This window comes from Mesorhizobium sp. M4B.F.Ca.ET.214.01.1.1 (assembly GCF_004791545.1).
Taxonomy (GTDB): domain Bacteria; phylum Pseudomonadota; class Alphaproteobacteria; order Rhizobiales; family Rhizobiaceae; genus Mesorhizobium; species Mesorhizobium abyssinicae.
The window spans coordinates 568,763-594,880 of record NZ_SRUX01000001.1 but is presented as its reverse complement, the minus strand read 5'-3'; the positions used below and the strand labels follow the sequence as shown (position 1 = coordinate 594,880).

The 26,118-nt window shown below is 66.0% G+C and carries 23 protein-coding genes; 13 read left to right on the top strand and 10 right to left on the bottom strand.

What is annotated here, in order from left to right:
* Nucleotides 1–2: 2 nt before the first annotated feature.
* From EN857_RS02730 to EN857_RS02705, 6 genes are all read right to left on the bottom strand, one after another.
* On the bottom strand, nucleotides 3–749 hold the full coding sequence (locus EN857_RS02730; RefSeq protein WP_127392629.1) for a ferredoxin reductase: 747 nt from the start codon (nucleotides 747–749) through the stop codon (nucleotides 3–5).
* On the bottom strand, nucleotides 746–1,357 hold the full coding sequence (locus EN857_RS02725; RefSeq protein ID WP_127392628.1) for a molybdopterin-dependent oxidoreductase: 612 nt from the start codon (nucleotides 1,355–1,357) through the stop codon (nucleotides 746–748). The genes EN857_RS02730 and EN857_RS02725 overlap by 4 nt, the downstream gene beginning before the upstream one ends.
* Nucleotides 1,358–1,479: 122 nt before the next feature.
* Entirely contained in the window at nucleotides 1,480–3,024 is a 1,545-nt protein-coding gene (locus tag EN857_RS02720; protein WP_135857934.1) for a DegQ family serine endoprotease, read from the bottom strand.
* Nucleotides 3,025–3,221: 197 nt separating this feature from the next.
* Complete coding sequence (locus EN857_RS02715) at nucleotides 3,222–3,956, bottom strand: MBL fold metallo-hydrolase (RefSeq protein ID WP_128347077.1); 735 nt, start codon at nucleotides 3,954–3,956, stop codon at nucleotides 3,222–3,224.
* Nucleotides 3,956–5,122 carry a diphosphate--fructose-6-phosphate 1-phosphotransferase gene (locus EN857_RS02710; RefSeq protein ID WP_127393434.1) on the bottom strand — a complete coding sequence of 389 codons (1,167 nt, stop codon included), beginning with the start codon at nucleotides 5,120–5,122 and terminating at the stop codon, nucleotides 3,956–3,958. The genes EN857_RS02715 and EN857_RS02710 overlap by 1 nt, the downstream gene beginning before the upstream one ends.
* Before the next feature lie 121 nt (nucleotides 5,123–5,243).
* The gene (locus EN857_RS02705) at nucleotides 5,244–5,930 is read right to left on the bottom strand and encodes a L,D-transpeptidase (RefSeq protein ID WP_187331357.1); all 687 of its coding nucleotides are present in this window, start codon (nucleotides 5,928–5,930) and stop codon (nucleotides 5,244–5,246) included.
* A 299-nt stretch (nucleotides 5,931–6,229) separates the two neighbouring features.
* On the opposite strand from EN857_RS02705, the gene EN857_RS02700 reads away from it, so the two are divergent.
* The 3 genes from EN857_RS02700 to xylB all read left to right on the top strand — a co-directional run bounded on the left by EN857_RS02700 (nucleotide 6,230) and on the right by xylB (nucleotide 9,826).
* A complete protein-coding gene (locus EN857_RS02700) occupies nucleotides 6,230–6,853 on the top strand; it encodes a LysE family translocator (RefSeq protein WP_127393432.1) in 624 nt (207 codons plus the stop codon).
* 113 nt (nucleotides 6,854–6,966) lie between these two features.
* Nucleotides 6,967–8,289, top strand: a complete 1,323-nt coding sequence (locus EN857_RS02695) for a tetratricopeptide repeat protein (RefSeq protein ID WP_127393431.1) — start codon at nucleotides 6,967–6,969, stop codon at nucleotides 8,287–8,289.
* A gap of 82 nt (nucleotides 8,290–8,371) precedes the next feature.
* Nucleotides 8,372–9,826 (top strand): xylulokinase, encoded by a 1,455-nt coding sequence (gene xylB / locus EN857_RS02690; RefSeq protein WP_128346643.1) that lies wholly within the window; start codon nucleotides 8,372–8,374, stop codon nucleotides 9,824–9,826.
* A gap of 197 nt (nucleotides 9,827–10,023) precedes the next feature.
* Here the strand turns inward: xylB and EN857_RS02680 are convergent, their stop codons facing one another.
* Nucleotides 10,024–10,386, bottom strand: coding sequence for a nuclear transport factor 2 family protein (locus EN857_RS02680; RefSeq protein ID WP_127283457.1), 363 nt, complete (start codon nucleotides 10,384–10,386; stop codon nucleotides 10,024–10,026).
* A gap of 112 nt (nucleotides 10,387–10,498) precedes the next feature.
* On the opposite strand from EN857_RS02680, the gene xylA reads away from it, so the two are divergent.
* Nucleotides 10,499–11,824 (top strand): xylose isomerase, encoded by a 1,326-nt coding sequence (xylA, locus tag EN857_RS02675; RefSeq protein ID WP_127283456.1) that lies wholly within the window; start codon nucleotides 10,499–10,501, stop codon nucleotides 11,822–11,824.
* Between the two features lie 233 nt (nucleotides 11,825–12,057).
* Nucleotides 12,058–12,267, top strand: a complete 210-nt coding sequence (locus EN857_RS02670; RefSeq protein ID WP_127283455.1) for a hypothetical protein — start codon at nucleotides 12,058–12,060, stop codon at nucleotides 12,265–12,267.
* Nucleotide 12,268: 1 nt separating this feature from the next.
* On the opposite strand, the gene EN857_RS02665 is transcribed toward EN857_RS02670, so the two are convergent.
* Nucleotides 12,269–13,249, bottom strand: a complete 981-nt coding sequence (locus EN857_RS02665) for a GlxA family transcriptional regulator (protein WP_127283454.1) — start codon at nucleotides 13,247–13,249, stop codon at nucleotides 12,269–12,271.
* 76 nt (nucleotides 13,250–13,325) lie between these two features.
* On the opposite strand from EN857_RS02665, the gene EN857_RS02660 reads away from it, so the two are divergent.
* From EN857_RS02660 to EN857_RS02625, 7 genes are all read left to right on the top strand, one after another.
* On the top strand, nucleotides 13,326–14,243 hold the full coding sequence (locus EN857_RS02660) for a 3-keto-5-aminohexanoate cleavage protein (protein WP_127392487.1): 918 nt from the start codon (nucleotides 13,326–13,328) through the stop codon (nucleotides 14,241–14,243).
* A gap of 15 nt (nucleotides 14,244–14,258) precedes the next feature.
* The gene (locus EN857_RS02655) at nucleotides 14,259–14,888 is read left to right on the top strand and encodes an HD domain-containing protein (RefSeq protein WP_127392486.1); all 630 of its coding nucleotides are present in this window, start codon (nucleotides 14,259–14,261) and stop codon (nucleotides 14,886–14,888) included.
* Complete coding sequence (locus EN857_RS02650) at nucleotides 14,885–15,997, top strand: carnitine 3-dehydrogenase (protein ID WP_127392485.1); 1,113 nt, start codon at nucleotides 14,885–14,887, stop codon at nucleotides 15,995–15,997. The genes EN857_RS02655 and EN857_RS02650 overlap by 4 nt, the downstream gene beginning before the upstream one ends.
* 4 nt (nucleotides 15,998–16,001) lie before the next feature.
* Nucleotides 16,002–17,165 (top strand): acyl-CoA dehydrogenase, encoded by a 1,164-nt coding sequence (locus EN857_RS02645; protein WP_127392484.1) that lies wholly within the window; start codon nucleotides 16,002–16,004, stop codon nucleotides 17,163–17,165.
* A gap of 65 nt (nucleotides 17,166–17,230) precedes the next feature.
* A complete protein-coding gene (locus tag EN857_RS02640; RefSeq protein WP_127392489.1) occupies nucleotides 17,231–19,309 on the top strand; it encodes an acetate--CoA ligase family protein in 2,079 nt (692 codons plus the stop codon).
* Entirely contained in the window at nucleotides 19,302–20,084 is a 783-nt protein-coding gene (locus EN857_RS02635) for a carnitinyl-CoA dehydratase (RefSeq protein WP_127392483.1), read from the top strand. The genes EN857_RS02640 and EN857_RS02635 overlap by 8 nt, the downstream gene beginning before the upstream one ends.
* Nucleotides 20,085–20,301: 217 nt before the next feature.
* Nucleotides 20,302–21,243, top strand: coding sequence for an alpha/beta hydrolase (locus EN857_RS02625; RefSeq protein ID WP_127394083.1), 942 nt, complete (start codon nucleotides 20,302–20,304; stop codon nucleotides 21,241–21,243).
* A 15-nt stretch (nucleotides 21,244–21,258) separates the two neighbouring features.
* On the opposite strand, the gene EN857_RS02620 is transcribed toward EN857_RS02625, so the two are convergent.
* Nucleotides 21,259–22,122, bottom strand: a complete 864-nt coding sequence (locus tag EN857_RS02620; protein ID WP_127394082.1) for a hypothetical protein — start codon at nucleotides 22,120–22,122, stop codon at nucleotides 21,259–21,261.
* Nucleotides 22,123–22,129: 7 nt separating this feature from the next.
* A complete protein-coding gene (locus EN857_RS02615; protein ID WP_127283445.1) occupies nucleotides 22,130–23,719 on the bottom strand; it encodes an ABC transporter substrate-binding protein in 1,590 nt (529 codons plus the stop codon).
* 415 nt (nucleotides 23,720–24,134) lie between these two features.
* Between EN857_RS02615 and EN857_RS02610 the strand changes: the two genes are divergently transcribed.
* Nucleotides 24,135–26,114 (top strand): hypothetical protein, encoded by a 1,980-nt coding sequence (locus EN857_RS02610; protein WP_127391747.1) that lies wholly within the window; start codon nucleotides 24,135–24,137, stop codon nucleotides 26,112–26,114.
* The last annotated feature ends 4 nt before the right edge of the window (nucleotides 26,115–26,118 follow it).

Here is a 26,118-nt window from a genome sequence, read left to right as displayed (position 1 = left end):
TCTCACACCCCGTAGCGCTCGGTGCGGATGAGGTCGGCCGGCATGTCGGCATCGATCAGCGCCTGGGCGGCGGCCGAGACGAAGGCATTCGAACCGCAGACGAAGGCGAGCGTCGGCGCCTTGGGCAACCGCTCCATGGCCTGCACCATCATCGCTGCGTCGACGCGCCGGGAATAGTCCGACGGCCGCTGGGCCGGCTCGCGCGTCAGCGTCAGCACAAGGTCGAAACCGTCGCGCCGGTCGTCGAGGCGGATCAGCTCGTCGCGGAAGATCACCTCGTCCCAGACCCGCGCCGAAAACACGAGCGCCGCCGGCGCAGCCGATTTCTGCAGGGCGCGGTGGCGCACCATCGCCATCAGCGGCACCACGCCGGAGCCGCCGCCGACCAAAAGGATCGGCCCGCCATCGCTGGCCGACCAGATGAAATGGCCGCCGAGCGGCCCGCGCAATTCGATCTCGTCGCCGATCGCCGCCACCTCGTGGAAGAAGGGCGACACCTCGCCATCCTCGAGCCTCTCGATCGCCAACTCGATCGTCCCGCGGCTCTCCGGCGCCGAGGCGATGGAGTAGGAGCGGCGCGCCTGATAGCCGTCCGGCGCCGTCAGCCTGACGTCGACATGCTGCCCGGCCTGGTGGACGAAAGGCCGCGACAGCTTGAAGAAGAAGCTCGTGACACGCGGCGTGCGTTTCTCGATGCGCACGATCCTCGCCGTCTGCCAGGGCGATTGCGCGGCCGATGCCTGGCTCATGGATCGCCCGAATAGCGCTGCTCGCGCCACGGGTCGCCATAGATATGGTAGCCGCGCAATTCCCAGAAGCCTGGCTCGTCGCGCTCGGTGAACTGCAGTCCGTTCAGCCATTTCGCCGACTTCCAGAAATAGAGATGCGGCACGAGAAGCCGGGCCGGTCCGCCATGGTCCGGCGTGATCGGCTTGCCCTCGTAGAGCAGCGCCACCATCGCCTTGCCGTCGAGGAGATCCTTGGCCGGCACATTGGTGGTGTAGCCGTCGAACGATAGCGCCAGCGTGTAGGCGGTCGGCGGCGCGATGCCGGCATCGGCGAGGATGTCGTCGACCAGCACGCCTTGCCAGGCGGTGTCGAACTTGGTCCAGGCGGTCACGCAATGGATGTCGCGCGTCATCCTGGTCAGCGGCAGCGCGTTGAACTCGGTCCACTTCCATTTCTTGATCGGGCGAGGGCCGTGCTTGAGGGTGAACGACCAGTCCTCGGTGCGCACACGCGGCGTCGGCCCGGCCGACAGCACCGGGAAGCCCTGCTCGAGATATTGGCCCGGCGGGATGCGCGCGTCATGGTCCGTGGGGGGACGCCGTCCGGAACCGAAACCACGGGTGACCATCAGCACATCCCTTTGCGTCGGCCGCCTGCCGGCCCAGCGCAATGTTCTCGAAGATGTCGCGGCGGGCAACAGAAAAATGCCGGCGGCAGGCCTTGTGGCTGGCCTGTCGCCGGCGCCAGGCCTCAGCCGGCGGCGAAGGGCACGGCGACGAAGATCTGCGCGTCGCCGCGGTCGACGAGCAGCAGCACCGACTTGCGGCCGGACTTGCCGGCCTCGGCGATCGCCTGGTTCGCCTGCCTGGCGCTCTTCACCGGCGTCCGGTCGACGGCGACGATGACATCGCCCGGCTCGAGGCCGGCGGCCGAAGCCGCCTTGTCCGGATTGACGCGCTCGACCAAAGCGCCGCGCTGATTGTCGGCCAGGTTCAACTCCTCGCGGACATCGGGCGTGATATCGGTGAGGCCAAGGCCGAGAGACGGCACGCGCAGGCCTTCGCCGGCCGACGGCTTGCCGCCCTCGTCATTGGCTGCGGTCTGGGTGTCTTCCGCATTGCGGCCGACATCGGCGGAAATCTGCATGGTCTTGCCGTTGCGCCAGACATCGAGCGTTTCCTTGGCGCCGGGCGAGACGTCGGCGACGGCACGCGACAGGTCCTTCGGATCCTTTATCGCCTCGCCGGCAAAGCCGGTGATGACGTCGCCGGTCGCAATGCCGGCCTTGGCCGCGGGCGACCCTTCGGTGACCGCGGCGACCAGCGCGCCGCCCGGATGGTCGAGGCCCATGGCGCTCGCCACGTCCTGCGTCACCGGCTGGATCTGCACGCCGAGATAGCCGTACTCGATGTCGCCGCCCTTCATCAGCTTGGCGACCACCTTCTGCGCCTGGTCGGACGGAATGGCGAAGCCGACGCCGACGCTGCCGCCATTGGGCGAGAAGATGGCGGTGTTGATGCCGACGACATTGCCGCCGACATCGACCAGCGGGCCGCCGGAATTGCCGTGGTTGATCGGCGCGTCGATCTGGATGAAATCGTCGAACGGACCGCTGTTGAGGTCGCGGCCGCGCGCCGACACGATGCCGGCGGTGACCGTGGTGCCGATGCCGAACGGGTTGCCGAAGGCGAGGATCTGGTCACCCGGCATGAGCTTGTCGGAATCGCCCCATTTGACTGTCGGCAGCGGCTTGGCGGCCTTGACCTTGAGCACGGCGAGGTCGTTCTTGGCGTCGCGGCCGACCAGCTTGGCGGGAAGCTCGGTGCCGTCATCCAGCGTCACCTTGATCGACGTGGCGCCGTCGATGACATGGTTGTTGGTGACGATGGTGCCGTCGGCGCCGACGATGAAGCCCGACCCCAGCGCCTCGGCGCGCTGTGACTGCTGCGGCGGCGCCTTGGGCATCGGCACGCCCTGGTCGCCGAAGAACTGGCGGAAATAGTCGTCGAAGGGCGAGCCGCCGTCGAAGGGCTGGTCCTCGCTCATCGTCTCCGGCTGCGCCTTCATGACGGTGGTGACGGTCACCACCGCCGGCTTGTCGGCAGCCACGATCGGCGCAAACGAGCCGTTGGGCGCCGTGATTCCGGCAACCGGGGTCTGGGTCGTGGCGACGGTGTTGCTCGCGCCGATGCCGCTCGCGCTTTGGGCGAAGGACACGACGAAGGGGGAGATGATCAGCGCAGCGCCCAGCAGGGCCGCGACGCGATGTCTACGAATTATGCTCTGGGGTGACATGGTCGTTCTGTCCGGGCGAGAGTTGATGCCTCGCCGCGAGCGGCTCAAGCGAGGCGCCCGTCGGCGTGTCGGCGACCGGGACTGCCTGTCTCGCCATGCATGGCAGCCGGCCGGATCGACCGCCTGCATCTAGGGCGTGGATCGGCCCGAATTAGGGTTTTGGCGCGACCTTACGAAGATTTAATATCAGGGAGACCTCACGCAGCGCCTCTGCGGCGCAGATACGCCGAGGCGATCTCGCGCATCCGCGCGCCATCGAAGCTCGGTCCATGACCGCCATGGCCGATGCGGATCGGCAGGTCGAGCAGGCGCCGCATGGTGCGGCAATAGGCGGCGCGATCGGAATCCGGCAAATCGTCGATCAGCATGCCGTCATAGATGGCATCGCCGGCAAACAACAACCCGTCGGCCTCGTCGAACAGCGCGATCGAATCGGGCGAATGTCCCGGCAGATGCAGGACGCGGAACTGCCGGTCGCCGAGATCGACGATGTCATCCTCGTCGAGCGCGCGCGTCAGCGGCGCCGGTGGAATCCGATAATCGGCCGCCTTCCAGTCGGGCGCCGGCAATTTGGAAACGGCGCCGTCGAGATTGTGGAACATGTAGGCATAGGTGACGGCCTCATCCATGCTCTCGAACTGCGCCGCGCTCATCTTCGGCCCGGCCCGCAGCGGGAACTCATGCAGCGAGCCGACATGGTCGAGATGGATATGCGTGGCGACGACGATCAGCGGCTTGCCGGCTGGCGTGTCGATCTCGGGCGCCAGCGGCTGGATGCCCATGCCGGTGTCGACCAGAAGGTCGGCATCGCGGCCCTTGAGATGCCAGATGTTGGCGCGCACGAAATCGTGCACGAACGGCTCGGTCAGCATCGTTGTCCTGGCGTCGACGATGGCCTTGCCGAACCAGTCGCCGACCACCAGGTCGCCCATCAGACGAAGGGCTTCCCGACCTTGTATTTCTCCGGCACCAGCCGCTTGAGGTAGGCCATGCCGGCATCCGAGAGCTTGTTGGCGTCGGGCTGCATGAAATCGTCGGGCATGTGGCGCGTCTTGCCTGCGACATTCTTCAGCGGCACCTTTTTCAGCACGGTTTTGGAACCGTCATACTGCAGCGCCACCGAGCCGCCGCCCTGCCCGGCGACCTCGACGGCGAAGGCGCCAGCGTCGAAGGCCTCTTTGGCGTCGACGGCATTGATGGCGCCGATGTAGCCGCGCGGCATGTAGCCCAGCGCGTCGACCCGCGCCCGCTTGCCCGGCAGGCCTTCGGCCAGCGCGCGTTCCAACGCGGCCGTCAGGTCGCTGCCCGACAGCTTGACGTTGCCGTGCTGGTCGCGTTCGAGCTTCTCTGGCGGCACCAGGCTCTCGACCAGCGCCTTGCCGTCGGCGGTGCTGACGCCTTCGGATACGGCAACGATGCAGCGCTTGTGGCGGTCGAGCGTGGCCCGCACGTCGTCGATGAAACGCTTCGCCGAGAAGGCGCGCTCCGGCACGTAGACCAGATGCGGGCCGCTGTCGGGATCGATCTGCCAGGCGGCGGCGGCCGCGGTCAGGAAGCCGGCATGCCGGCCCATGACGATGCCGACATAGATGCCGGGCAAAGCGCGGAAGTCGAGATCGACCGAGAGAAAGGCGCCGGCGACGAACTCGGCCGCCGAGATGAAGCCCGGCGTGTGGTCGTTCTCCTCGAGGTCGTTGTCGATGGTCTTCGGCGCGTGCACGAAGGCGATCGAGCCGCCGGCGGCGTCGGTCAGGATCTGCTGCGTGCCCGACGTGTCGTTGCCGCCGATATAGATGAAGGCGTCGGCGCCGATCTTTTTCAGCCCGTTGAGGATCACCTCGCAATAGGCGGCGTCGGGCTTGTCGCGCGTCGAGCCGAGCGCAGCACTCGGCGTTGCCGCGATCAGCCTGAGCTGCTCTTCCGGGATGGCGGAGAGGTCGGCATAGTTGCCGTCGCGGATGCCGCGCACGCCGTGGATCGAGCCCAGCACCCTGGCCCCGGGATGGCGCTTGCGGATCTCCAGCGCGGCGCCGACGACCGTCTGGTTGATGACGGCGGTCGGGCCGCCGCCCTGCGCGATGACGAAAGTTCCGGCCATGCTTGCTTCTCTCCCGGGCGATGGTTTTGAGGCACCTTCGCCTGTCTTGCGGGATGACGCAACGGGAGAAAAGACCGCACTGGAACAAGTCGCCAAAACGGCCGCCGGCAGCGGCCGGAGATCAGACCACGACCACCGGGTTCTTCTTCGACACGCGGCTGTAGAGGTCGATGATGTCCTGGTTGATCAGGCGCACGCAGCCCGACGACATCGCCTGGCCGATGCTCCACCATTCCGGCGAGCCGTGGATGCGGTAGCCGGTGTCCTTGCCGTTCTGGAAGATGTAGAGCGCTCGCGCCCCGAGCGGGTTGGTGAGGCCGCCGGGCTGGCCGCCCTGCCATTTCACCAGTTCCGGCTTGCGCTGGATCATCTCCGGCGGCGGCGTCCAGACCGGCCACTCCTTGCCGTACTGGATGTTGGCGCGGCCCGACCAGCGGAAGCCGTCCTTGCCGATGCCGACGCCGTAGCGGATGGCTTCGCCGCCAGGCTGCACGAGGTAGAGCATGCGCTCCTGCAGGTGGACGACGATGGTGCCGGGCGCCTCGCCGGTCTTGTCGACGACGATCTGGCGGCGGAACTCCGGCTTGACCTTCAGATAGGGCACCGCCGGCACCTCGAAGCCGCCATCGCTCAGCGACGCGTACATGACGTCGGGACCGGTGATGTTCTTGTCGACGCTGATGGCGGGGCGGATGGGCCGCACCGAGCCGGTGGTGACGTCGTCGAGCTGCAATTGCGGCAGTTCGAGCGTCTGGGTGCTGCAGCCGGCCATGCCGATGAGTGCCATGGCGCCGGCGCCGGAAAGCATGGCGCGGCGGGAGAGCTGAATTTCGGTTTCGATTGCGTCGCCATTCGGCGGCGTCAGATTTTGCGGCAACTCGCGCATGCACCAGACCCTACGCTGTCGGCGGGAAGCACGGTCCGGCCGGGATAACAGGCATTTTCATCAATCATGGTTGAAAAAGCGTGAAGGACCCGACTTTGGTCCTAAGGGCTGTCGCCGCGCCGGCAGGGCTGAACCAGCCGCCCAAACATTTCGAAGATGCCTCTTTACATTCCGGCCGACCCGAGGATTTATCCTTTTCTTTGTGCTCAAGGAGTGAGGAAATGTCCTTCGAGAACTGGGCCGCCTTCGCCGCCGCCTCCACCATCCTTCTCGTCATCCCGGGTCCGACGATCCTTCTGGTCGTCTCCTATGCGCTCGGCCAGGGCTGGCGCACCGCGCTGCCGATGGCGGTCGGGGTCGCGCTCGGCGACTTCACCGCCATGACACTGTCGATGCTGGGCATCGGCGCGCTGCTGGCGGCATCGGCCACCGTATTCACCGTGCTGAAGGCGATCGGCGCCTGCTATCTGATCTATCTGGGCGTCAAACTGTTCCGCGCCGGCGGGGCGCTGAAAGCCGAGCCGCGCACCGACGCGGTGTCCGCCGCCAAGATGATGGCGCATGCCTGGCTGGTCACCGCGCTCAACCCGAAGAGCATCACCTTCTTCGTCGCCTTCCTGCCGCAGTTCCTCGACCGGCATGCCGACTTCTGGCCGCAGATGCTGATCTTCGAGACGACCTTCCTGGCGCTCGCCTTCGCCAATGCCTTCGGCTACGCGCTGATCGCGGCGCGGGCGCGCAACGTCGTGCGCAACCCGAAGGCGATTCGCATCTTCAACCGCACCGGCGGCACGCTCCTGGTCGGCGCCGGCATTGCCACCATGGCGATGCGCTCGGGCAATTGAAGCGGGCGAAATTCGCCTGCCTTGGCCTCGTCGACATGCGCGACCTGAGGTTGGCGTGCCAGCCGCTATTGACCTAGGATGGGCCAGTTCCGGCATCTGATGGAGGGCTAGCCATGGCAGTCAGGGACGCTTTCGGGCTGACCTTGTCCGGCGCGACGGAAGCCGGATTGACGGCCTATGGTCGGGCTGTGCGTGAGCTTCAGTGCTTCATCGGCGATCCGGTCGGCTCCGCCGATCGCGCGATCGCCGAGGATCCCGGCTTCGTCATGGCGCACGTGTTCAAGGGCTACCTCTTCGCGCTTGCCACCGAGCGCGAGGCGACGCTCGTGGCCAGGGCATGCCACGAGGCGGCCTTGCCGCTCGCCGCCACGGCGCGCGAGCAGGCGCATGTCGCGGCCCTCGGCCATCTCGCCTGGGGGCGCTGGCACGAGGCCTCCCGCATCCTCGAGGATGTCGCCATCGACCATCCGCTCGATCTCGTGGCGCTGCTGACCGGGCATCAGATCGATTTCTTCACCGGCAATGCCCGCATGCTGCGCGACCGCATCGGCCGCGCCCTGCCGGCCTGGCGAAGCGACATGCCCGGCTATCATGCGGTCCTCGGCATGCAGGCCTTCGGGCTGGAGGAGATGGGCGACTATGCGCGCGCCGAACGGCTTGGCCGCACGGCTGTCGAGATCGAGCCGCGCGACGGCTGGGCGCAGCACGCCGTCGCCCATGTCATGGAGATGCAGAGCCGGCAAAAGGACGGCATCGCCTGGATGCGCGCCAATCCCGACGCCTGGACCAGGGAAAGCTTCCTCAAGGTGCACAATTGGTGGCACCTGGCGCTGTTCCATTACGACCTCGGCGAGGTCGATGAGGTGCTGGCGCTCTATGACGGCCCGATCTATGGCGAGGCCTCGACGATGGCGCTCAACATGGTTGATGCCTCGGCAATCCTGTGGCGGCTGTGTCTCGGCGGCGTCGATGTCGGCGGGCGCTGGACGGCTCTGGCCGACAACTGGCACAAGGCCGGCGGCGGCAACTATGCCTTCAACGATGCCCACGCGATGATGGCCTTCGTCGGCGCCGGCCAGGAGGCGCGGGCGGAGGGCCTGCTCGACGCGCAGCGCGAGGCGATGCGCGGCAACGACGACAATGCGGCTTTCACCCGCGATGTCGGCCATCCGCTGACGCTGGCGATCAAGGCGTTCGGCGAAGCAAACTACACCGAGGCGGCGCGCCTGATCCGCCCCATACGGTCGATCGCGAACCGCTTCGGCGGCAGCCATGCGCAGCGCGACGTCATCGACCTGACGCTGATCGAGGCCGCCTTGCGCGCCGGCGATGGACCGCTGGCGCGGGCGCTGACGGGCGAACGCGCCTTTGCGCGGCCGGACAGTCCGCTGTCGGCGCTGTTTTCGCGCCGCGCCGCCGATTTGTCCGAGAATTGACCCGAAGCGGATCTTGGCATAAGAACTGGCCCAGCCAGATTTTTTCGAGATCCGAAAAAATTAATGGCATTGGGAGGACATCATGTATCTCGGCCTCGATCTGGGCACGTCGGGCGTCAAGGCGCTTTTGATCGATGCCGGGCAGACCGTCATCGGCTCCGGCCACGGCTCGCTCGATGTCTCGCGGCCGCATCCCGGATGGTCCGAGCAGGATCCCGCGCACTGGATCGCGGCCTGCGAAACAGCGATTGCCGAGCTCAAGGCCGCGCATCCGAAGGAACTCGCGGCGGTCAAGGGCATCGGCCTGTCCGGCCAGATGCATGGCGCTACTCTGCTCGATGCCGGCGACAAGGTGCTGCGCCCCTGCATCCTTTGGAACGACACGCGCAGCCATGTCGAGGCCGCCGCGCTCGACGCCGATCCGCGCTTCCGCAAGCTCACCGGCAACATCGTCTTTCCGGGCTTCACCGCGCCGAAGCTCGCCTGGGTGAAGAACAACGAGCCTAGGATCTTCGCCAACGTGGCGAAAGTGCTGCTGCCCAAGGATTTCCTGCGGCTCTGGCTGACGGGCGAGCAAATTTCGGAAATGTCCGACTCCGCCGGCACCTCCTGGCTCGACGTCGGCAGGCGGCGCTGGTCCGCTGATCTGCTGGCAGCCACCTCACTCGACGAGAAGCACATGCCGTCGCTGGTCGAGGGCACGGCGAAGGCCGGCGCCCTGCGCGCCGAGCTTGCCGCCAGATGGGGCGTTGCGGCCGGCATTCCGATCGCCGGCGGCGCCGGCGACAATGCGGCCTCGGCCTGCGGCATGGGCACGGTCGGCGCCGGCCACGCCTTTGTGTCGCTCGGCACCTCTGGCGTGCTGTTCGCCGCCAACGCCGCCTACCTGCCCAATCCGGCAAGCGCAGTGCACACCTTCTGCCATGCGCTGCCCGACACCTGGCACCAGATGGGCGTTATCCTGTCGGCCACCGATTCGCTCAACTGGCTGTCGGAGATCACCGGCAAAAGCGCCGGCGAATTGACCACCGAGCTCGGCGATACGCTCAAGGCGCCGACCGGCGTTTCCTTCCTGCCCTATCTCTCGGGCGAGCGCACGCCGCACAATGATTCCGCCATTCGCGGATCGTTCACCGGCCTGGCGCATGAATCCGGCCGCGCCGTGCTGACGCAGGCCGTGCTCGAAGGCGTCGCCTTCGCCTTCCGCGACAGTCTCGAAGCGTTGAAAACGGCCGGCACGACACTGACCCGGGTGACCGCGATCGGCGGCGGCTCGCGCTCGCGCTACTGGCTGAAGGCGATCGCCACCGCGTTGCAGGTGCCGGTCGACATCCCTGCCGACGGCGACTTCGGCGCCGCCTTCGGCGCCGCCCGGCTCGGCCTGGTCGCCGCGACCGGCGCCGATCCGCTCGCCGTGTGCACCGCGCCGGCGACCGACGCCACGATCGATCCGGACGGCGGGCTTGGCGGGGCTTTCGCCGACGCCTATCAGCGATACAGGGCGCTTTACCCGGCGATCAGGGCGGCAACCGCGTGAGTATGCGCGAGGCCCCCCTCTCTGCCCTGCCGGCCATCTCCCCCTCAAGGGGGGAGATCGGCAGTTCAGGCGCTTCGCACATTTCTGCAACGCTGGAAATTGGCGAAGGCCGGCGCGACAGCCGATCTCCCCCCTTGAGGGGGAGATGCCCGGCAGGGCAGAGAGGGGGGCCTCGCGCCTCTCCTACCCGACTAGTCTCACTGCGCCGGCACCTTGTCGAGGAAGCCGGTGACGCTCTTCAGGCGGCCGTTCTCGATGACGCCGATGTCGGTGCCTTCGATAACGGGCTCCGTGCCTTCAGGACCGAGATTCCACGAGAAGCGGATCTGATCGGCAAATCCGTCCGGCTGGCCCTTCAGCGAGAAGCGGAACCCGGCGAAGCGCTGCTGCACGCCGTCGATCAGCGCGGCGATGCCTGCGTGGCCGTCGCCCTGCATGATCGGATCGCGGTAGCTGACGTCGCTGGTGAAGGCCGCTTCGAGCAGGGCCTTGCGGCGGCCCGCATCGCTCTCGTTCCAGGCGGTGATGTAGTTCCGGGCGATCGTGTTGAGGTCGGTCATGGTCTTCATCCTTCGTTGGATCGTTTCGACATGACCCTTTTCGGCCAGCGCCAACATGAAACCAATTACGCCTGAGGTAATGGCGGACAGAAACTTGCGAGAGGAAAGAATCATGGGCAGCGGATTTTTCGGCGACATCCAGACGATCAAGTACGAGGGGCCGGATTCGACCAATCCGCTGGCCTACCGGTTCTACAATCCGGACGAGGTGGTCGCCGGCAAGCGGCTGGAAGACCATCTGCGCTTTGCCGTCGCCTATTGGCATTCCTTCGCCTGGCCCGGCGGCGACCCGTTCGGCGGCCAGACCTTCGATCGTCCCTGGTTCGCCAAGCCGGGCGGCATCGACACGATGGAGCTGGCGAAGCTCAAGGCCGATGTCGCCTTCGAGATGTTTTCGCTGCTCGGCGCGCCCTATTTCTGCTTCCACGACGCCGACGTCCGGCCCGAGGGCAAGGACTTTTCCGAGAGCGCCGCGCGCCTCGACGAGATCGCCGACTATTTTGCCGCCAAGATGAAGAAGACCGGCGTCAAGCTGCTGTGGGGCACGGCGAACCTGTTCTCGCACCGCCGCTTCATGTCGGGCGCCGCCACCAATCCCGATCCGGATGTCTTCGCCTATGCGGCGGCGACGGTGAAAAGCTGCATCGACGTCACCAAGCGCCTGAAGGGCGAGAACTACGTGCTGTGGGGCGGCCGCGAGGGCTACGAGACGCTGCTCAACACCGACCTTGGCCGCGAGCAGGAGCAGGCCGGGCGCTTCCTCAGCCTGGTCGTCGACTACAAGCACAAGATCGGGTTCAAGGGCACCATCCTGATCGAGCCGAAGCCCCAGGAACCGACGAAGCACCAGTACGATTACGACGTCGCCACCGTCTACGGCTTCCTCAAGCGCTTTGGGCTGGAGAAGGAAGTGAAGCTCAACATCGAGCAGGGCCACGCCATCCTCGCCGGCCATTCCTTCGAGCATGAATTGGCGCTCGCCAATGCGCTCGGCGTCTTCGGCTCGATCGACATGAACCGCAACGACTACCAGTCGGGCTGGGACACCGACCAGTTCCCCAACAACGTGCCGGAAATGGCGCTCGCCTATTACCAGGTCCTGCAGGGCGGCGGCTTCAAGACCGGAGGCACCAATTTCGACGCCAAGCTGCGGCGCCAGTCGCTCGATCCGCAGGACCTGCTGATCGGCCATATCGGCGGAATGGATGCCTGCGCGCGCGGCCTCAAGGCGGCGGCGAAAATGATCGAGGACAAGGCGCTGTCGGGCCCGCTGGCCGAGCGCTATGCCGGCTGGAGCACGGCCGAGGGCAAGGCGATGCTGTCGGGCAAGCGCACGCTGGAAGAGATCGCCGAGCGCGTGGTCAAGAAGAAGATCGAGCCGCAGCCGCGCTCCGGCCGCCAGGAACTGCTGGAGAACATCGTCAACCGCTATGTGTGAGGGCCGGCGCCGGCCCTATCTATTTGTTCTGGCGCATTCAGGACGGAAAACCTGGAATTGCTCTAACTCAAGCAATTGCTAAGATAAAACGGCTTTGCGCGGGGCAGAAACCGACGACAAGGTTTTGCCCCGCGCCGCCCCTCAATCGCCTCTCTCTTGCCTTCAAACAGCCGTCACGGATTTCGTATAGTGTCGGCTCGTGGCGGGAATCAGGAAGAAGGAGGCGAAACGATATGCAGCACGAACGCGAAATCGACGCCCTGCTCTCATCTGGCGAGGCCGGCTCGATCATCGACCGGCTGATGGCGTTGCCGCACGGCAAGGCCGGTTCGCGCGGCGCGACCGAATGGGATCGCGCGGTCGCCAGCCGCTTCGAGACCCATATTGCAAGACAGATGCGCTCCGAGATCGACAGCGCCAGCACCCGGCAGAACGCCGCGTAGTCTATCCCCGGCGGAGCCTCACCGGCGCTTCGCCGAAAGCCCTCGAAAATGCCCTGGAGAATGCCGCAGCGGAGGAGAATCCCGTGCGCCCGGCAATGTCGGCCATGGCGATCCGCGTGTCGACCACCAGGCGCCGGGCGGCGCTGAGGCGCAGCCGCAGATAATAGGCGCCGGGCGTCTCGCCGATCGACTTGCGGAAGATGCTTTCCAGCGTCCGCGCTGTCACTCCGGCGCGCTTGGCCACGGCGTCGATGGTCAGCGGTTGGTCGACATGCGATTCCATCAGCCGGATCGCCTGCGCCAGCCTTGGGTCGTAGCCGTCGAGCCTTCCGAGCGAGACCAGCGGCTGCGCATCAGTCGCGGCGCGCGCCTGGTCGTAGATGAACACGCTCGCCACATCGAGCGCCACGGCCATGCCGAGCCTGGTCCGCACGAGATGCAGCATCAGATCGAAGGTCGGCGAGGCGCCGCCGGAGGTGAAGACAGGCCCGTCGATGACATACCGGTCCGGACGCACGTCGACGCCCGGGAAGGCGGCGGAAAAATCCTCCATGTCTTCCCAATGCGTGGTGGCGCTTCGCCCTTCAAGCAGGCCGGCCCGCGCCACCAGCCAGGTGCCGGCCTCGACGCCGCCGCAAGCGCGGGCCGCACGTGCTGCCCTCCGCAACCCCGCAAGCAGCGCCGACGTGGCATAATTCTGCGTGCCGAAGCCGGCGACGACGACCAACACATCGGTCGGCTCCGCGGCATCGAAGCGGCCGCTGACCGCCACCGGCAGGCCACAAGTCGTGACCGGCGCCTCACCCGTCACCGAAACCAGCTTGAAGTCGAACAGCGTCTCGCCGGAGATGCGGTTGGCGGCGCGCAGCGGGTCGACGGCCGAGGCCACGCACATGATCGACGAACCGGAGAACACCAGGAACGTCACCTTGAGCGTTTCGTGCTCGGCGCGAAAGATCGTCGGCTTTTCGCTTTTAGTCATGTCAGCTTCGTAAAGCGCAAAACAGTTTCCGGCAAGTCGGTCATTGTTGGGTCTGTCTTGATTGGGAGGAAGTCCAATGCCGCTCGCAATGAACCGTGAGGTCTTCATTACCTGTGCCGTGACCGGGTCCGGCGGCTCGCAGGACCGCAGCCCGCATGTGCCGCGCTCGCCCAAGCAGATTGCCGATTCGGCGATCGACGCCGCCAAGGCGGGTGCGGCGATCGTCCACTGCCATGTCCGCGATCCCGAGACCGGCAAGCCCAGGCGCGACATCCATCTCTACCGCGAGGTGACCGAGCGCATCCGCGAGGCCAATGTCGACGTGGTGCTCAACCTCACCGCCGGCATGGGCGGCGACATGGTGTTCGGCTCGCCGGAGGCGCCGCTGCCGCTCAACGAGAAGGGCACCGACATGGGCAGCGCCACCAACCGCATGGAGCATGTGCGCCAGTGCCTGCCGGAGATCTGCACGCTGGACTGCGGCACGATGAACTTCGCCGAGGCAGACTATGTCATGACCAACACGCCCGGCATGCTCCGCGCCATGGGCGGCATGATGACGGCGCTTGGCGTCAAGCCGGAAATCGAGGCCTTCGACACCGGCCATCTGTGGTTCGCCAAGCAGCTGGTCGAGGAGCAGGTGCTGAAGCTGGACGCGCTGGTGCAGCTCTGCATGGGCGTGCCGTGGGGCGCGCCCGACGATCTCAACACCTTCATGGCCATGGTCAACAACGTGCCGTCGACCTGGAACTGGTCGGCCTTCTCGATCGGCCGCAACCAGATGGCCTATGCCGCCGCCGCGGTGCTGGCCGGCGGCAATGTCCGCGTCGGCCTTGAGGACAATCTCTGGCTGGACAAGGGCGTGTTGGCGACCAATGCGCAGCTCGTCGAGCGTGCCGCCAGCATCGTCACCAATCTCGGCGCCAGGATCCTCGGGCCGGAGGAAGTGCGCAAGAAGCTCAACCTCACCAAGCGGGCGCCGATAGCCGCTTGATTTGGGGAGTCGGAAATGGCTACCGTCAAATTCACCGCGATGAAGGATGGCGACAGGGAAGACTACGAATTCCTGACCGCCCATGAGGTCGACTATGCTGCGAAAACCGGCGAGCGGCTGCTTACCGCGCTGGTGCAGCTCGACGAGGGCCTCTCCGGCTACAAGATCACCCGGCTCGGCCATTCGCTGCAGGCGGCGACTCGGGCCTGGCGCGACGGCGCCGACACCGACTGGATCGCCTGCGCGCTGCTGCACGACATCGGCGATATCTACGCGCCCTACAATCACGACGAATACGCGGCCGCGATCCTGAAGCCCTTCGTGCGCGAGCAGTGCACCTGGGTGGTGGAGAAGCACGGCGATTTCCAGCGCCTCTATTACGCGCATCATCTCGGCGGCAACCGCCACGCCCGTGACCGCTTCGCCGGCCATCCCTATTTCGACGACTGCGACCGGTTCTGCGAGCGCTGGGACCAGTCGAGCTTCGACCCCGATTACGACACGCTGCCGATCGAATTCTTCCGGCCCTTCGTGCTCGAGGTCTTCGCCCGCAAGGCTTACGACCCGGCCGTGATCCGCGCCGGCGAGCGTGTGCCGCTTACCGATCCCGAAATCGCCAAGACCAGAACCGGAGCTTCCGCATGAGCATCATCAACAAGGCAGCCGCCATAGGCGGCGGCGTCATCGGCGCCGGCTGGGTGGCGCGGCTTCTGCTCAATGGCATCGATGTGTCGATTTTCGATCCGGATCCCGAAGCTTCGCGCAAAGTGGGCGAGGTGATGAAGGGCGCCCGCCGCGCCTATAAGCAGATGCTGCCCGGCGGCCTGCCCAAGGAAGGCAAGCTGACCTTCGCCAAGACCATCGCCGAGGCGGTCGCCGACGCCGATTTCATCCAGGAAAGCGTGCCGGAGCGACTCGACCTCAAGCACAGGGTGCTGGCCGAGATCGACGCCCATGCGCCGGCCAATGCCATCGTCGGCTCGTCGACCTCCGGCATCAAGCCGACCGACATGCAGGTGGCGATGAAGAAGCACCCGGAGCGGCTGGTCGTCGGCCATCCGTTCAACCCGGTCTATCTCCTGCCGCTGGTCGAGATCGTCGGCGGCGAGCAGACCTTCCCGGAGGCGATCGAGGTCGCCAAGGAGCTCTATGCCTCGATCGGCATGAAACCGGTGGTGGTGCGCAAGGAGATCGAGGCCTTCGTCGGCGACCGCCTGCTCGAAGCCGCCTGGCGCGAGGCGCTGTGGCTGGTCAAGGACGGCATCTGCACCGTCGAGGAACTCGACGACATCATGCGCTATTCCTTCGGCCTGCGCTGGGCGCAGATGGGCATGTTCCAGGTCTACCGCGTCGCCGGCGGCGAGGCCGGCATGCGCCACTTCATGGCACAGTTCGGCCCGTGCCTGAAATGGCCGTGGACCAAGCTGATGGACGTGCCGGAGTTCAACGACGAGCTGGTCGATCTCATCGCCACCCAGTCGGACGAGCAGGCGCACGGCCTGTCGATCCGCGAGCTGGAAAAGATCCGCGACGACAATCTGGTCGCGATCATGGATGCGCTGTCGAAGCAGAACAAGGGCAAGGGCTGGGGCGCCGGCGCGCTGCACAAGGACTATACCAGGCAGCTCGCCAAGCTGGCGGCGAAGAAGCCGGTCTCCAAGGCGGCCGAGAAGGCCAAGGCTGCCAAGCCGGTGAAGAAGGCCGCGAAACCGGCAAAGGCCGAAAAGTCGAAGAAGAGCAAGAAGAAGGGCTGAGGCGATGGATTTCGGTCTCTCCGAGGAACAAAAACTGATCGTCGAGACGACGCGCGCCTTCGTCGAGAACGAGCTTTACCCGCATGAGAGCGAGGTGGAGCGGACCGGCGTGCTGCGCCGCGAGCTTGTCGACGAGATCAAGGCCAAGGCGATCGAAGCCGGCCTCTACGCCGCCAACATGCCGGCCGATGTCGGCGGCGCGGGTCTGGATACGGTGAGCTGGCTGCTCTACGAGAAGGAACTTGGCCGCGCCAACTACGCGCTGCACTGGACCTGCGTCGCGCGCCCGTCCAACATCCTGCTCGCCGGCACGCCGGAGCAGCGCGAGAAATACCTCTTCCCCTGCATCCGCGGCGAGAAATGGGACTGCCTGGCAATGACCGAGCCCGGCGCCGGCTCCGACCTGCGCGGCATGAAGGCCACCGCGGTGCAGGACGGCGACGACTGGGTGCTGAACGGCACCAAGCACTTCATCAGCCATGCCGACATCGCCGACTTTGCGATTTGTTTCATGGCCTCCGGCGAAGAAGATTCGCCGCGCGGCAAACGCAAGAAGATCACCGCCTTCTTCGTCGACAAGGGCACCAAGGGTTTTACGGTGCGCGACGGCTATCGCAACGTCTCGCATCGCGGCTACACCAACGCCATTCTCGAATTCGACGATTGCCGGCTGCCGGCGAGCCAGGTCCTTGGCGAGGTCCACAAGGGTTTCGAGGTCGCCAATTCCTGGCTGGGCGCCACCCGCCTGCAGGTCGGCGCCACCTGCCTCGGCCGCGCCGAGCGTGCGCTCGGCCACGCCATCGAATATGCCGCGCAGCGCCAGCAGTTCGGCCAGCAGATCGGCAAATTCCAGGGCGTGTCGTTCAAGCTCGCCGACATGGCGACGGAACTGAAGGCCGCCGACCTGATGGTGTTCGAAGCCGGCTGGAAGTACGATCAGGGCACCGTCACCGATCAGGACATGGCCATGGCCAAGCTGAAGGCTACGGAGATGCTAGCCTTCGTCGCCGACGAGGCGATCCAGATCCATGGCGGCATGGGGCTGATGGACGACCTGCCGCTGGAGCGCATCTGGCGCGACGCCCGCGTCGAGCGCATCTGGGAAGGCACTTCGGAGATTCAGCGACATATCATTTCGCGGGCGCTGCTGCGTCCGTTCGGGGCTTAGGGCATGATGTGCCCCAAACCGGGGTCCGGTTGGGGGGAAGATCATGCTCAAACGAAAAGATGACCATGCATAAACTCGAACGTCTCCTGCGCCCGAAGTCCATCGCCGTGTTCGGCGGCGCGCAGGCCGCCGCCGTCGTAGCGCAATCGATCAAGATGGGCTTTGCCGGCGAAATCTGGCCGGTGCATCCGACAAAGGACGAGGTCGCCGGGCGCAAAGCCTACCGCTCCGTCGCCGACCTGCCCGGCGCGCCGGACGCCGCCTTTGTCGGCGTCAACCGCCATCTCACCATCGAGGTGATCAGGGAACTGGCCGAGCGCGGCGCCGGCGGCGCCGTCTGCTTCGCCGCCGGCTTCCTCGAGACCGAGGCCTATGACGAGGACGGCGAACGGCTGCAGGCCGAGCTCGTCGCCGCCGCCGGCCAGATGCCGATCATCGGTCCGAACTGCTATGGCCTCATCAACTATGCCGACGGCGCGCTGTTGTGGCCCGACCAGCATGGCGGTATCAGGCTGCCCGACGGCGGCAAGGGCGTCGCCATCATCACCCAGTCGTCCAACATCGCCATCAACATGACGATGCAGAAGCGCGGCCTGCCGATCGCCTTCCTGATGACCGCTGGCAACCAGGCGCAGACCGGCCTCTCGGAAATGGCGCTCGGCCTGATCGAGGACGAGCGCGTCACCTCGCTCGGCCTGCACATCGAGGCTTTTGACTCAGTAGCCGGCTTCGAGCGGCTGGCGGCCAGGGCCCGCGAGCTGAGGAAGCCGATCATCGCCATGAAGGTCGGCCGTTCGGAACAGGCGCGACAGGCGACGGTGTCGCACACCGCCTCGCTCGCCGGCTCGGATGCCGCCTCGGGCGCGTTCCTGAAGCGGCTCGGCATCGCCCGCGTCGATTCCATTCCGGCCTTCATCGAGGCGCTGAAGCTCCTGCACATCACCGGGCCACTGCCCGGCTACAAGCTGTCTTCGATGAGCTGCTCGGGCGGCGAGGCCTCGGTGATGGCCGACAGCGCCGAAGGGCGCTGGGTGCATTTCCCTGCACTCACCGACAAGCACCGCGCCCATGTGAAATCGACGCTCGGGCCGCTGGTCGCGGTCGCCAATCCGCTCGACTACCACACCTTCATCTGGAACAACGAGCCGGCGATGACGGCGACCTTCACCGCCATGGTGTCGGGCGGCTTCGACCTCAACATGCTGGTGCTCGACTTCCCCCGTCCCGACCGCTGTTCGGACACCGACTGGTGGACGACGCTGCGCGCCTTCGAGGCGGCGCTGAAGACCAATAAGGCGCAAGGCGCGATCGTCTCCTCGCTGCCGGAGAACTTGCCGGAGGAATACACCGCCGGGCTGATGGCGCGCGGCATGGTGCCGCTGTTCGGCATCTCGGAAGCCATGGATGCCGCGCAAGCCGCCGCCTTCATCGGCTGGGCCTGGCGCGAGCCCGAGGCGCAGCCGGTCGACACGTCTGCTTCCGGCGTCGCCAGCGGCGGCCATGTCACGCCCGACGAGGCCGAGGCCAAGGCGCGGCTGATCAAGGCCGGCCTGCCGGTGCCGAAGGGCGAGCGCGCCGCCAATGCGGTCGAGGCGGTGATTTCGTCCATGGCGCTCGGCTTCCCGGTGGCGCTGAAGGCGCTGGGCGTCACCCACAAATCGGAAGTCGGCGCGGTGATCCTCAACCTCAAGGATGCCGAATCCGTCAGCAATGCCGCCCATGACCTCCTGCCGCTCGGCACCGGCCTTTATGTCGAGCGCATGGTGCGCGACGGCGTCGCCGAGCTGATCGTCGGCTTCACCCGCGACCCGATGTTCGGCGCGGTGATGACGCTCGGCACCGGCGGCGTGCTGGTCGAATTGTTGCGAGACAGCGTCACTTTGATGCTGCCGGCGACCCGCGACGACATCGAAGCGGCCCTGCGTGGACTGAAGCTCTATCCGCTGCTCGAAGGCTATCGCGGCCGGCCCAAGGCCGATGTTCAGGCTGCCATCGACGCCATCGCCGGCATCGCCGGCTTCGTGCAGCAGAATGCCGGCGAGATCGAGGAGCTCGACATTAATCCGCTCATCGTCTGCGCCGAAGGCAAGGGCGCCTGGATCGCCGACGCGCTGCTGGTGCTTGGAGAAAAGAAGAATGTCTGACGTCATTTCGACCCGCCGCGAGGGTGCCATCCTCGAAGTCACGCTCGACCGGCCGAAGGCCAATGCCATCGACCTGAAGACGTCGCGGCTGATGGGCGAGACGTTCAAGGCGTTCCGCGACGATCCAGACCTGCGCGTCGCCATCGTCAAGACCGCCGGCGACAAGTTCTTCTGCGCCGGCTGGGACCTCAAGGCGGCGGCCGGCGGCGACGCGGTCGACGGCGATTATGGCGTCGGCGGCTTCGCCGGGCTGCAGGAATTGCGCGACCTCAACAAGCCGGTCATCGCCTGCGTCAACGGCATGGCGGTCGGCGGCGGCTTCGAGCTGGCGCTGTCCTGCGACCTGATCTACGCCTCGGACCATTCCTCCTTCGCGTTGCCCGAGATCCGCGCCGGCACGCTGGCCGACGCTGCGACGATCAAGCTGCCGAAACGCATTCCCTACCATGTCGCGATGGACCTTTTGCTCACCGGCCGCTGGATGGATGTCGCGGAAGCGCATCGCTGGGGCCTGGTCAACGAGGTGCTGCCCAAGGACAAGCTCGAGGACCGCGTCTGGGAGATCGCGCGGATGCTGGCCAGCGGCCCGCCGCTGGTCTTCGCCGCGATCAAGGAGACCGCGCGCGTGGCCGAGGCGCTCACCTTCCAGGACGCAATGAACAAGGTGACACGCCGCCAGCTGCCGACCGTCGATATCCTCTATGGGTCGGAAGACAATATGGAAGGGTTCCGGGCCTTCGCCGAGAAGCGCGACCCGGTGTGGAAGGGCAGATAGTCTCGCGGCCGATGGCGTTCCCTCCCACCCCCCTCTGCCCTGCCGGGCATCTCCCCCTCAAGGGGGGAGATCGGCAGCTTCAGCCTCTACGCTTTTCTTCCAGCGTAGAAGATTGGCGAAAGCCTTCGCGACATCTGATCTCCCCCCTTGAGGGGGAGATGTCCGGCAGGACAGAGAGGGGGGCCTGGGCGCCATCACCGAAAGTTGGTCATCCTGCATGACCAACTACAAAACCCTCATCGACGCCGAGACCTGCGCCTTCATCGAGAAGACCAACTCCTACTATCCGCCGGATACGATCGACTACACGATCGCAGAGCAGCGCGCGATCTATGACCGCATGTGCCGGGAATTCTTTGCCGGCTATCCGCAAGGCGTGACGGTCGAGACCACAGCCATCCCGGCGCCCGCGCAAGACATCCCGATCCGCCTCTATCGCAACGCAAAACCGCAGACGGCGGCGATGGTGCTCTACGTCCATGGCGGCGGCTTCATCCTCGGCGGGCTGGACAGCCATGACGATGTCTGCGCCGAGCTCTGCGCCCGCACCGGCTTCGAGGTGGTTTCCGTCGACTATCGGCTGGCGCCGGAGCACCTGCACCCGGCCGCCTTCGACGATGTCATGGCAGCCTTCGAATGGGCCGCCGCTGCTTACGATCGCCCCGTCCTGCTTTGCGGCGACAGCGCCGGCGGCAATCTTTGCGCCGCCGTCAGCCATGCGACGCGCGGCCATGCCAAAAGACCGGTCGGCCAGCTGCTGATCTATCCCGGCCTCGGCGGCGACCGGTCTCGTGGCTCCTATGTGACGCATGCCGAAGCACCGATGCTGACCGTGCGCGACCTCGAATTCTACAAGCACATCCGCACCGGTGGCGAGGACCGCACCGGCGACATCACGCTGGCGCCGCTCGCCGATGCCGACTTCGCCTACCTGCCGCCGACCGTGCTGATCACCGCCGAATGCGACCCGCTGTCCTCCGACGGCGAGGCCTATCGCGACCGCGTCGTCGCGGCCGGCGGACATGCGTACTGGTTCGAGGAACCGGGACTTGTGCATGGCTACCTGAGGGCCCGGCACACGGTCGGCCGGGCGCGCGCCAGCTTCACCCGCGTCGTCGAGGCCGCAACAGCGCTCGGCAAGGGCGACTGGATCTGGTGAGCCGGCGTCCTTCGCTCAGCCGCGGATGAAGCCGATCAGCGCCTCGGCCATGCGGTGGTCGAATTCCTGCCGAAACAAATTGCGCTTCAGCCAGCTCGGATTGGAACCGACCGTCTTGTTGGCATCGACAACGATGCCCTTGCCGTCGACGATGAAATAGTCGATCGCGCCGTAATCGAGGTGGAGCTTCTCCCGCACCGCCCTGACCTCGTCGGGAACCGCGCCGCCCACTTCGTTGCTGACAATCTTGGCGCCCGCGCACAGCACGTCTTCGTAGACCTGCCGCATGTTGAGTTCGGCGCCGAGCAGGAACATGTAGCGATGTTTCACGATCGGCAGGTCGAGGCTGTCGAAAGCGAATTTCTCCACCATCAGCCTCTCGTCGCGCCAGACCTCCGCCGGAACCTCGGCGATCGTGCCGTAGACGCGGTAGCGCGGGCACAGGCGCTCCTTGTAGTCCGGCGTCGCGATCTTGCGCAACGCATGCGCTGCCCGCGTCCAGCCATTGCGGTATTGCCGCCAGCGCAGCTCGGGCCGGCCCCGGCTGTTGAGCACCGTCTTGACGACGACCGGGCCCGGGTGGCTGTCGCCGTAGTTCAGCCTGAGCGTCGAATAGAGGTGCCGGTGGATGGAGAGGGCGCGGCCGTTGATGGTGCGCTGGTAGAGAATGCCGATCTGGGAATATTCTTGCGGCACTTCCGTCAGGTCGACATGCAGCAGGGCGGCCGGCGCACGGCTGCCGCCCGCCGGACGATCGAGCACGCGCACCTTCAGCCCGGCCTCTTCCACATGAGGCAGCAGCGACTGGATCGAGTATTCCCGCGACGAGCCGAAATTGCTGAGGCTCTCCACATAGACGTCGAGGTCCGCGGCCGCCACCGGGCGGTCAGTCCTGGATGTCGACGCCGGAGAAGTCATGGTGGTCGAAAGGATCCATGACGTAGCCTCGAACCCGTTCGCGCATCGGGATCGACACCACCGAATGCGCGATGACCACCCATGGCGTCTGTTCCCGGAACAGTCGCTGCGCCTCGACATAGAGCTTCGCACGGGCGGCGGGATCGACGATGGCCGCCGCCTGCTTGAGCAGCGCGTCGAAAGCGGCAAAACACCAGTTGGCGCGGTTGGTGGTGCCGACGCCGGCGCAGCCGAGCGGCACTGACAGGAAATTGTCCGGATCGCCATTGTCGCCGGTGAAGCCGAACAGCATGGCGCCATCGCGGTCGCGCGCCTTCGAGCGGGCGAGATACTCGGCCCATTCATAGGTGACGATATCGACACCGACGCCGATCTTGGCGAGATCCGACTGGATCATCTCGGCCATTAGCCGGGCGTTGGGGTTGTAGGGCCGCTGCACAGGCATCGCCCAGACTTTCATGCGCAGATCATGGACGCCGGCGGCGGCGAGCTCGCGCCTGGCGCCATCGGGATCGTAGCCATCGCCGGGAGCGGACTTGTCATAGGCCCATGAGGTCGGCGGCAGCGGATTGCGAGCCAGTTCGCCGGTGCCGCGGAAAACGACATCGACGATCGCCTTCTTGTCGATGGCCATGTCGATCGCCTTCCTGACGCGCGGATCGTCGAACGGCTTCTGCAAGGTATTGAAGGCGAGATAGCCGGTGTTGAGGCCCTCCTGCTGCATCAGCCTGATGCCGGGCGCGGCCTTGATCGCCTCGAGGTCGGCCGGATTGGGATAGGGCATGACATCGCACTCGCCGGCGCGCAGCTTTGCCATGCGGATGCTGGCATCGGTGGTGATGGCGAAGACCAGATCGTCGATCTTCGCCCGGCCGCGCCAGTAGTCCGGATTGGCCTTGTAGCGGATGACCGCATCCTGCTGATAGTCGACAAGCTGGAACGGACCGGTTCCGACCGGCCTTGTCGCCAGGTCCAGCGGACGCTTCTCCGCCAGCAGCCTGTCGGCATATTCCTTCGAGACGACCGACGCGAAATCCAGCGCCAGATCGGCCAGCATCGGCGAGTGCGGCGCCTTCAGCGTCATGACGACGGTGTAGTCGTCGAGCTTGCGCCAGCCGACGACGAGGTCCGGCATGCCGATGCCGTCGAAATAGATGTACTGGCGGCCGGCATAGTTGTGGAAAGGGTTCCCGGCGCTGCCCTGGCGCTCGAAAGTGAACAGCACGTCGTCGGCATTGAAGTCGCGCGTCGGGGTGAAGCCTTCGATGCTGTGGAATCGCACGCCGCGCCGCAGATGGAATGTGTAGGTCAGCCCGTCGTCGGAGACCTCCCATTTTTCGGCGAGGCCGGGACGCACTTTGGTCGTGCCGGGTTCGAACTCGACAATGCGGTTGTAGAGCGCGGTCGCCGACGCATCGCGGGTGCCGGAGGCAAGTGCCGGATCGAATGTGTCGGGACTGGCCTCGGTGCAGTAGACCAGGGTCTTGGCCGCCGACGGCAATGCCGGCGACGAAAGGACGAGCGACGCCAGCAGCAGTATGAGGCGCTTGCCTGTCATGCCCCCTCCCTGACTATCCAACCCTTATCCGCACCAACGCTAACAGAAGGCCGCCGTGGCGGAAAGCCGGCCGCAGGATTCCATCGGCGGCGGCATGAACCTTTCCGCGTCAGCCCGCGACTGACGCTCAGGCGCCGCATGTTGCGGCCCGGGAAAGGAAAACCCAATGACCAGAAACCCAGAGGCTCCACGGTCTCCGGGAACAACAGAAGCTCGGCGCGACCACCGTCTTCGGGACAGGGTCGATGCGCTGGGCTTTCCGCTGATTCCGTTGACCCTGCGTAAGAGCCGGCGTATCGTGAGCATGAGGAAAGCAGACAATTCGATCAGGGAAGAACGTGCCGGAACGCCGAGCCTTGCCCTGATTCGCGCGGCAATGCCGGATGGTTCTTCCATAGACTTCGGGGGGAGTTCTATGTCCTGCGACCAAGGCGCTCTTGCGCACGCTCGTGCCGGCCGTTTGCGCCGCGCGGCAAAGGCAACCAGCGGATTTCTTGCTCTTGCGCTCAGCGCCGGCCTGTGGCTCGGCAGCCCTGCCGGCGCGCAGGAAACCCAGATCATCTATCCTGGCTCGATGGCGGTGACCGGCTTCCCCGGCACCGTCATCCCCAATTTCGACTCTTCCGAGTCCGAAGAGGGGGGCCTTCCGCCCGGCGTCGATCCGGTCGACGAAACCTTCATCGACACCAGCCGCGCCTCCTTGCGCGTCTTCGACGTCTCGCATCTCGGCGGCCCGGCCTCGGGCCAGCTCGTCTACACGCCGCCGCCCTTCGAGGTGACGGCCGGCCAGATCGGCGAGGTCTTCGGCCTCACCTATGACGACGGCGTGCGTGATGGCGTGCCGTCGGGCATCCCGAACCTCTATGCCGCCGCGACTTCGCTGCACGGCATCGAGATCGTCACGCCCGACGCCGACAGTGACGGACGGCCCGAGCGAGAGCGCCGCGGCGCTGCCGGTGCTGCCTTCATGGAAGGCCAGTTCGGCACCGAGAATGGCGGCGGGCCGGGCACGATCTGGAAGATCGACGGCATTACCGGCGCCGTTGCGAAATTCGCCGATATCGACACCAACAGCGGGCCCGGCATCGGCAACCTTTCCTTCGACCCCATCCATCGCCAGTTCTTCGCCTCCGATCTCGACACTGGCCTGATCCATCGCATCGACGCCAACGGCATGCTGATCGACACGTTCGACCATGGCGTCGCCGGACGCCCGGCGCACGGGCTCGACCCGGTCGCCGACGACGGCGCCGTCATGGACATCCAGGGCGCCGCCTTCGACAGCGAAGACCCCGACACATGGGGCTACACCCAGGACGAGCGCCGCGTCTGGGCGGTCGCCTATCACGGCGGCCGGATCTACTATACGGTCGGCGAAAAGGCGGAGGTCTGGTCGGTGGGCATTGCCCGCGACGGCCGCTTCGCCGGCGATCCGCGCTGGGAGCTGACGGTCAAGGCCGACAAGGACTACGCCGTCACCGGCATCGCTTTCGACAACAAGGGCTTCATGTACCTGGCCCAGCGCGGCCCGGTGGAAAACCGCTACGATTACAGCCGCTTCGCCGATTCCGGCAAGGGCGAGGTCATCCGCTACTGGCGCGAGAATCCCGACGATCCGGCGACGGAATCGGTCTGGGTGGAAGAGCCGCAGGAATATGCGATCGGCTTCCCGCAAGGCAACCGCCAGTCGGCCGGCGGCGTCGACCTGCAATATGGCTATGACGCCGAGGGCAATCTCGACACCAGTGTCTGCACCGACACGCTGGTCAACACCGGCGATAAGTTGCGTGACAATCCGGCGCTTGCCGAGCAGCTCGCCGCTGGCGGGCCTTTTGCCGTGCATGGCGTCCAGTTCACACCGACCCCACTGGTCAAGCCGGCCAACGTGCCGCCCTTCGGCTCCTGGTTCGTCGACTTCGACAGCTATTTCGAGGACCCGGAAGTGGAAGGCCATGTCGGCGACGTCAGGGTCTGGCGTCCCTGCGAGGGCCGTGCCGGCTACTATGAGGAAATTCCTGGCGGTTACCTGCCGCCATTCTATCCGCCGGACTTTCCACCGCCCGGCAATCTGCCTCCCTGTCTCGATGTCGAGGATGTCCAGTACTTCTGCACGCCCTCGGGCCTCGAGGCCGATCTCTATCTCCATGACCATGCCGGCTTCGGCGGCGATTCGATCAAGGCTCTGTCCAAGACGCCAGGCGTCGGGGTGACCTCACCCATGTCGCATGCGCCGGGCACGCCATACACGATCGGCATCACCGGCCATTATCCGGGCGACACGGTCGATGTCGGGCTCTGCTTCTACAGGCAGTCAGACCGCGACAAGGGCGGCTACTACCCTTGCTGCAAAATGACCCTGCCGCTCAGAACCCCAGCCGTCAGCTGCGAACCGTGAGGGA

Bases quoted from the DNA above. Each gene is read 5' to 3' on its own strand.
- EN857_RS02645 (WP_127392484.1), top strand. From the start codon at position 16,002: ATGGATTTCGGTCTCTCCGAGGAACAAAAACTGATCGTCGAGACGACG.
- EN857_RS02715 (WP_128347077.1), bottom strand. From the start codon at position 3,956: ATGGGCGACCTGGTGGTCGGCGACTGGTTCGGCAAGGCCATCGTCGAC.
- EN857_RS02665 (WP_127283454.1), bottom strand. From the start codon at position 13,249: ATGACTAAAAGCGAAAAGCCGACGATCTTTCGCGCCGAGCACGAAACG.
- EN857_RS02615 (WP_127283445.1), bottom strand. From the start codon at position 23,719: ATGACAGGCAAGCGCCTCATACTGCTGCTGGCGTCGCTCGTCCTTTCG.
- EN857_RS02640 (WP_127392489.1), top strand. From the start codon at position 17,231: ATGCATAAACTCGAACGTCTCCTGCGCCCGAAGTCCATCGCCGTGTTC.
- EN857_RS02705 (WP_187331357.1), bottom strand. From the start codon at position 5,930: ATGCTTTCCGGCGCCGGCGCCATGGCACTCATCGGCATGGCCGGCTGC.
- EN857_RS02670 (WP_127283455.1), top strand. From the start codon at position 12,058: ATGCAGCACGAACGCGAAATCGACGCCCTGCTCTCATCTGGCGAGGCC.
- EN857_RS02655 (WP_127392486.1), top strand. From the start codon at position 14,259: ATGGCTACCGTCAAATTCACCGCGATGAAGGATGGCGACAGGGAAGAC.
- EN857_RS02710 (WP_127393434.1), bottom strand. From the start codon at position 5,122: ATGGCCGGAACTTTCGTCATCGCGCAGGGCGGCGGCCCGACCGCCGTC.
- EN857_RS02625 (WP_127394083.1), top strand. From the start codon at position 20,302: ATGACCAACTACAAAACCCTCATCGACGCCGAGACCTGCGCCTTCATC.
- EN857_RS02720 (WP_135857934.1), bottom strand. From the start codon at position 3,024: ATGTCACCCCAGAGCATAATTCGTAGACATCGCGTCGCGGCCCTGCTG.
- EN857_RS02610 (WP_127391747.1), top strand. From the start codon at position 24,135: ATGTCCTGCGACCAAGGCGCTCTTGCGCACGCTCGTGCCGGCCGTTTG.
- EN857_RS02700 (WP_127393432.1), top strand. From the start codon at position 6,230: ATGTCCTTCGAGAACTGGGCCGCCTTCGCCGCCGCCTCCACCATCCTT.
- xylA (WP_127283456.1), top strand. From the start codon at position 10,499: ATGGGCAGCGGATTTTTCGGCGACATCCAGACGATCAAGTACGAGGGG.
- EN857_RS02680 (WP_127283457.1), bottom strand. From the start codon at position 10,386: ATGACCGACCTCAACACGATCGCCCGGAACTACATCACCGCCTGGAAC.
- EN857_RS02650 (WP_127392485.1), top strand. From the start codon at position 14,885: ATGAGCATCATCAACAAGGCAGCCGCCATAGGCGGCGGCGTCATCGGC.
- EN857_RS02725 (WP_127392628.1), bottom strand. From the start codon at position 1,357: ATGGTCACCCGTGGTTTCGGTTCCGGACGGCGTCCCCCCACGGACCAT.
- EN857_RS02730 (WP_127392629.1), bottom strand. From the start codon at position 749: ATGAGCCAGGCATCGGCCGCGCAATCGCCCTGGCAGACGGCGAGGATC.
- EN857_RS02660 (WP_127392487.1), top strand. From the start codon at position 13,326: ATGCCGCTCGCAATGAACCGTGAGGTCTTCATTACCTGTGCCGTGACC.
- EN857_RS02695 (WP_127393431.1), top strand. From the start codon at position 6,967: ATGGCAGTCAGGGACGCTTTCGGGCTGACCTTGTCCGGCGCGACGGAA.
- EN857_RS02635 (WP_127392483.1), top strand. From the start codon at position 19,302: ATGTCTGACGTCATTTCGACCCGCCGCGAGGGTGCCATCCTCGAAGTC.
- xylB (WP_128346643.1), top strand. From the start codon at position 8,372: ATGTATCTCGGCCTCGATCTGGGCACGTCGGGCGTCAAGGCGCTTTTG.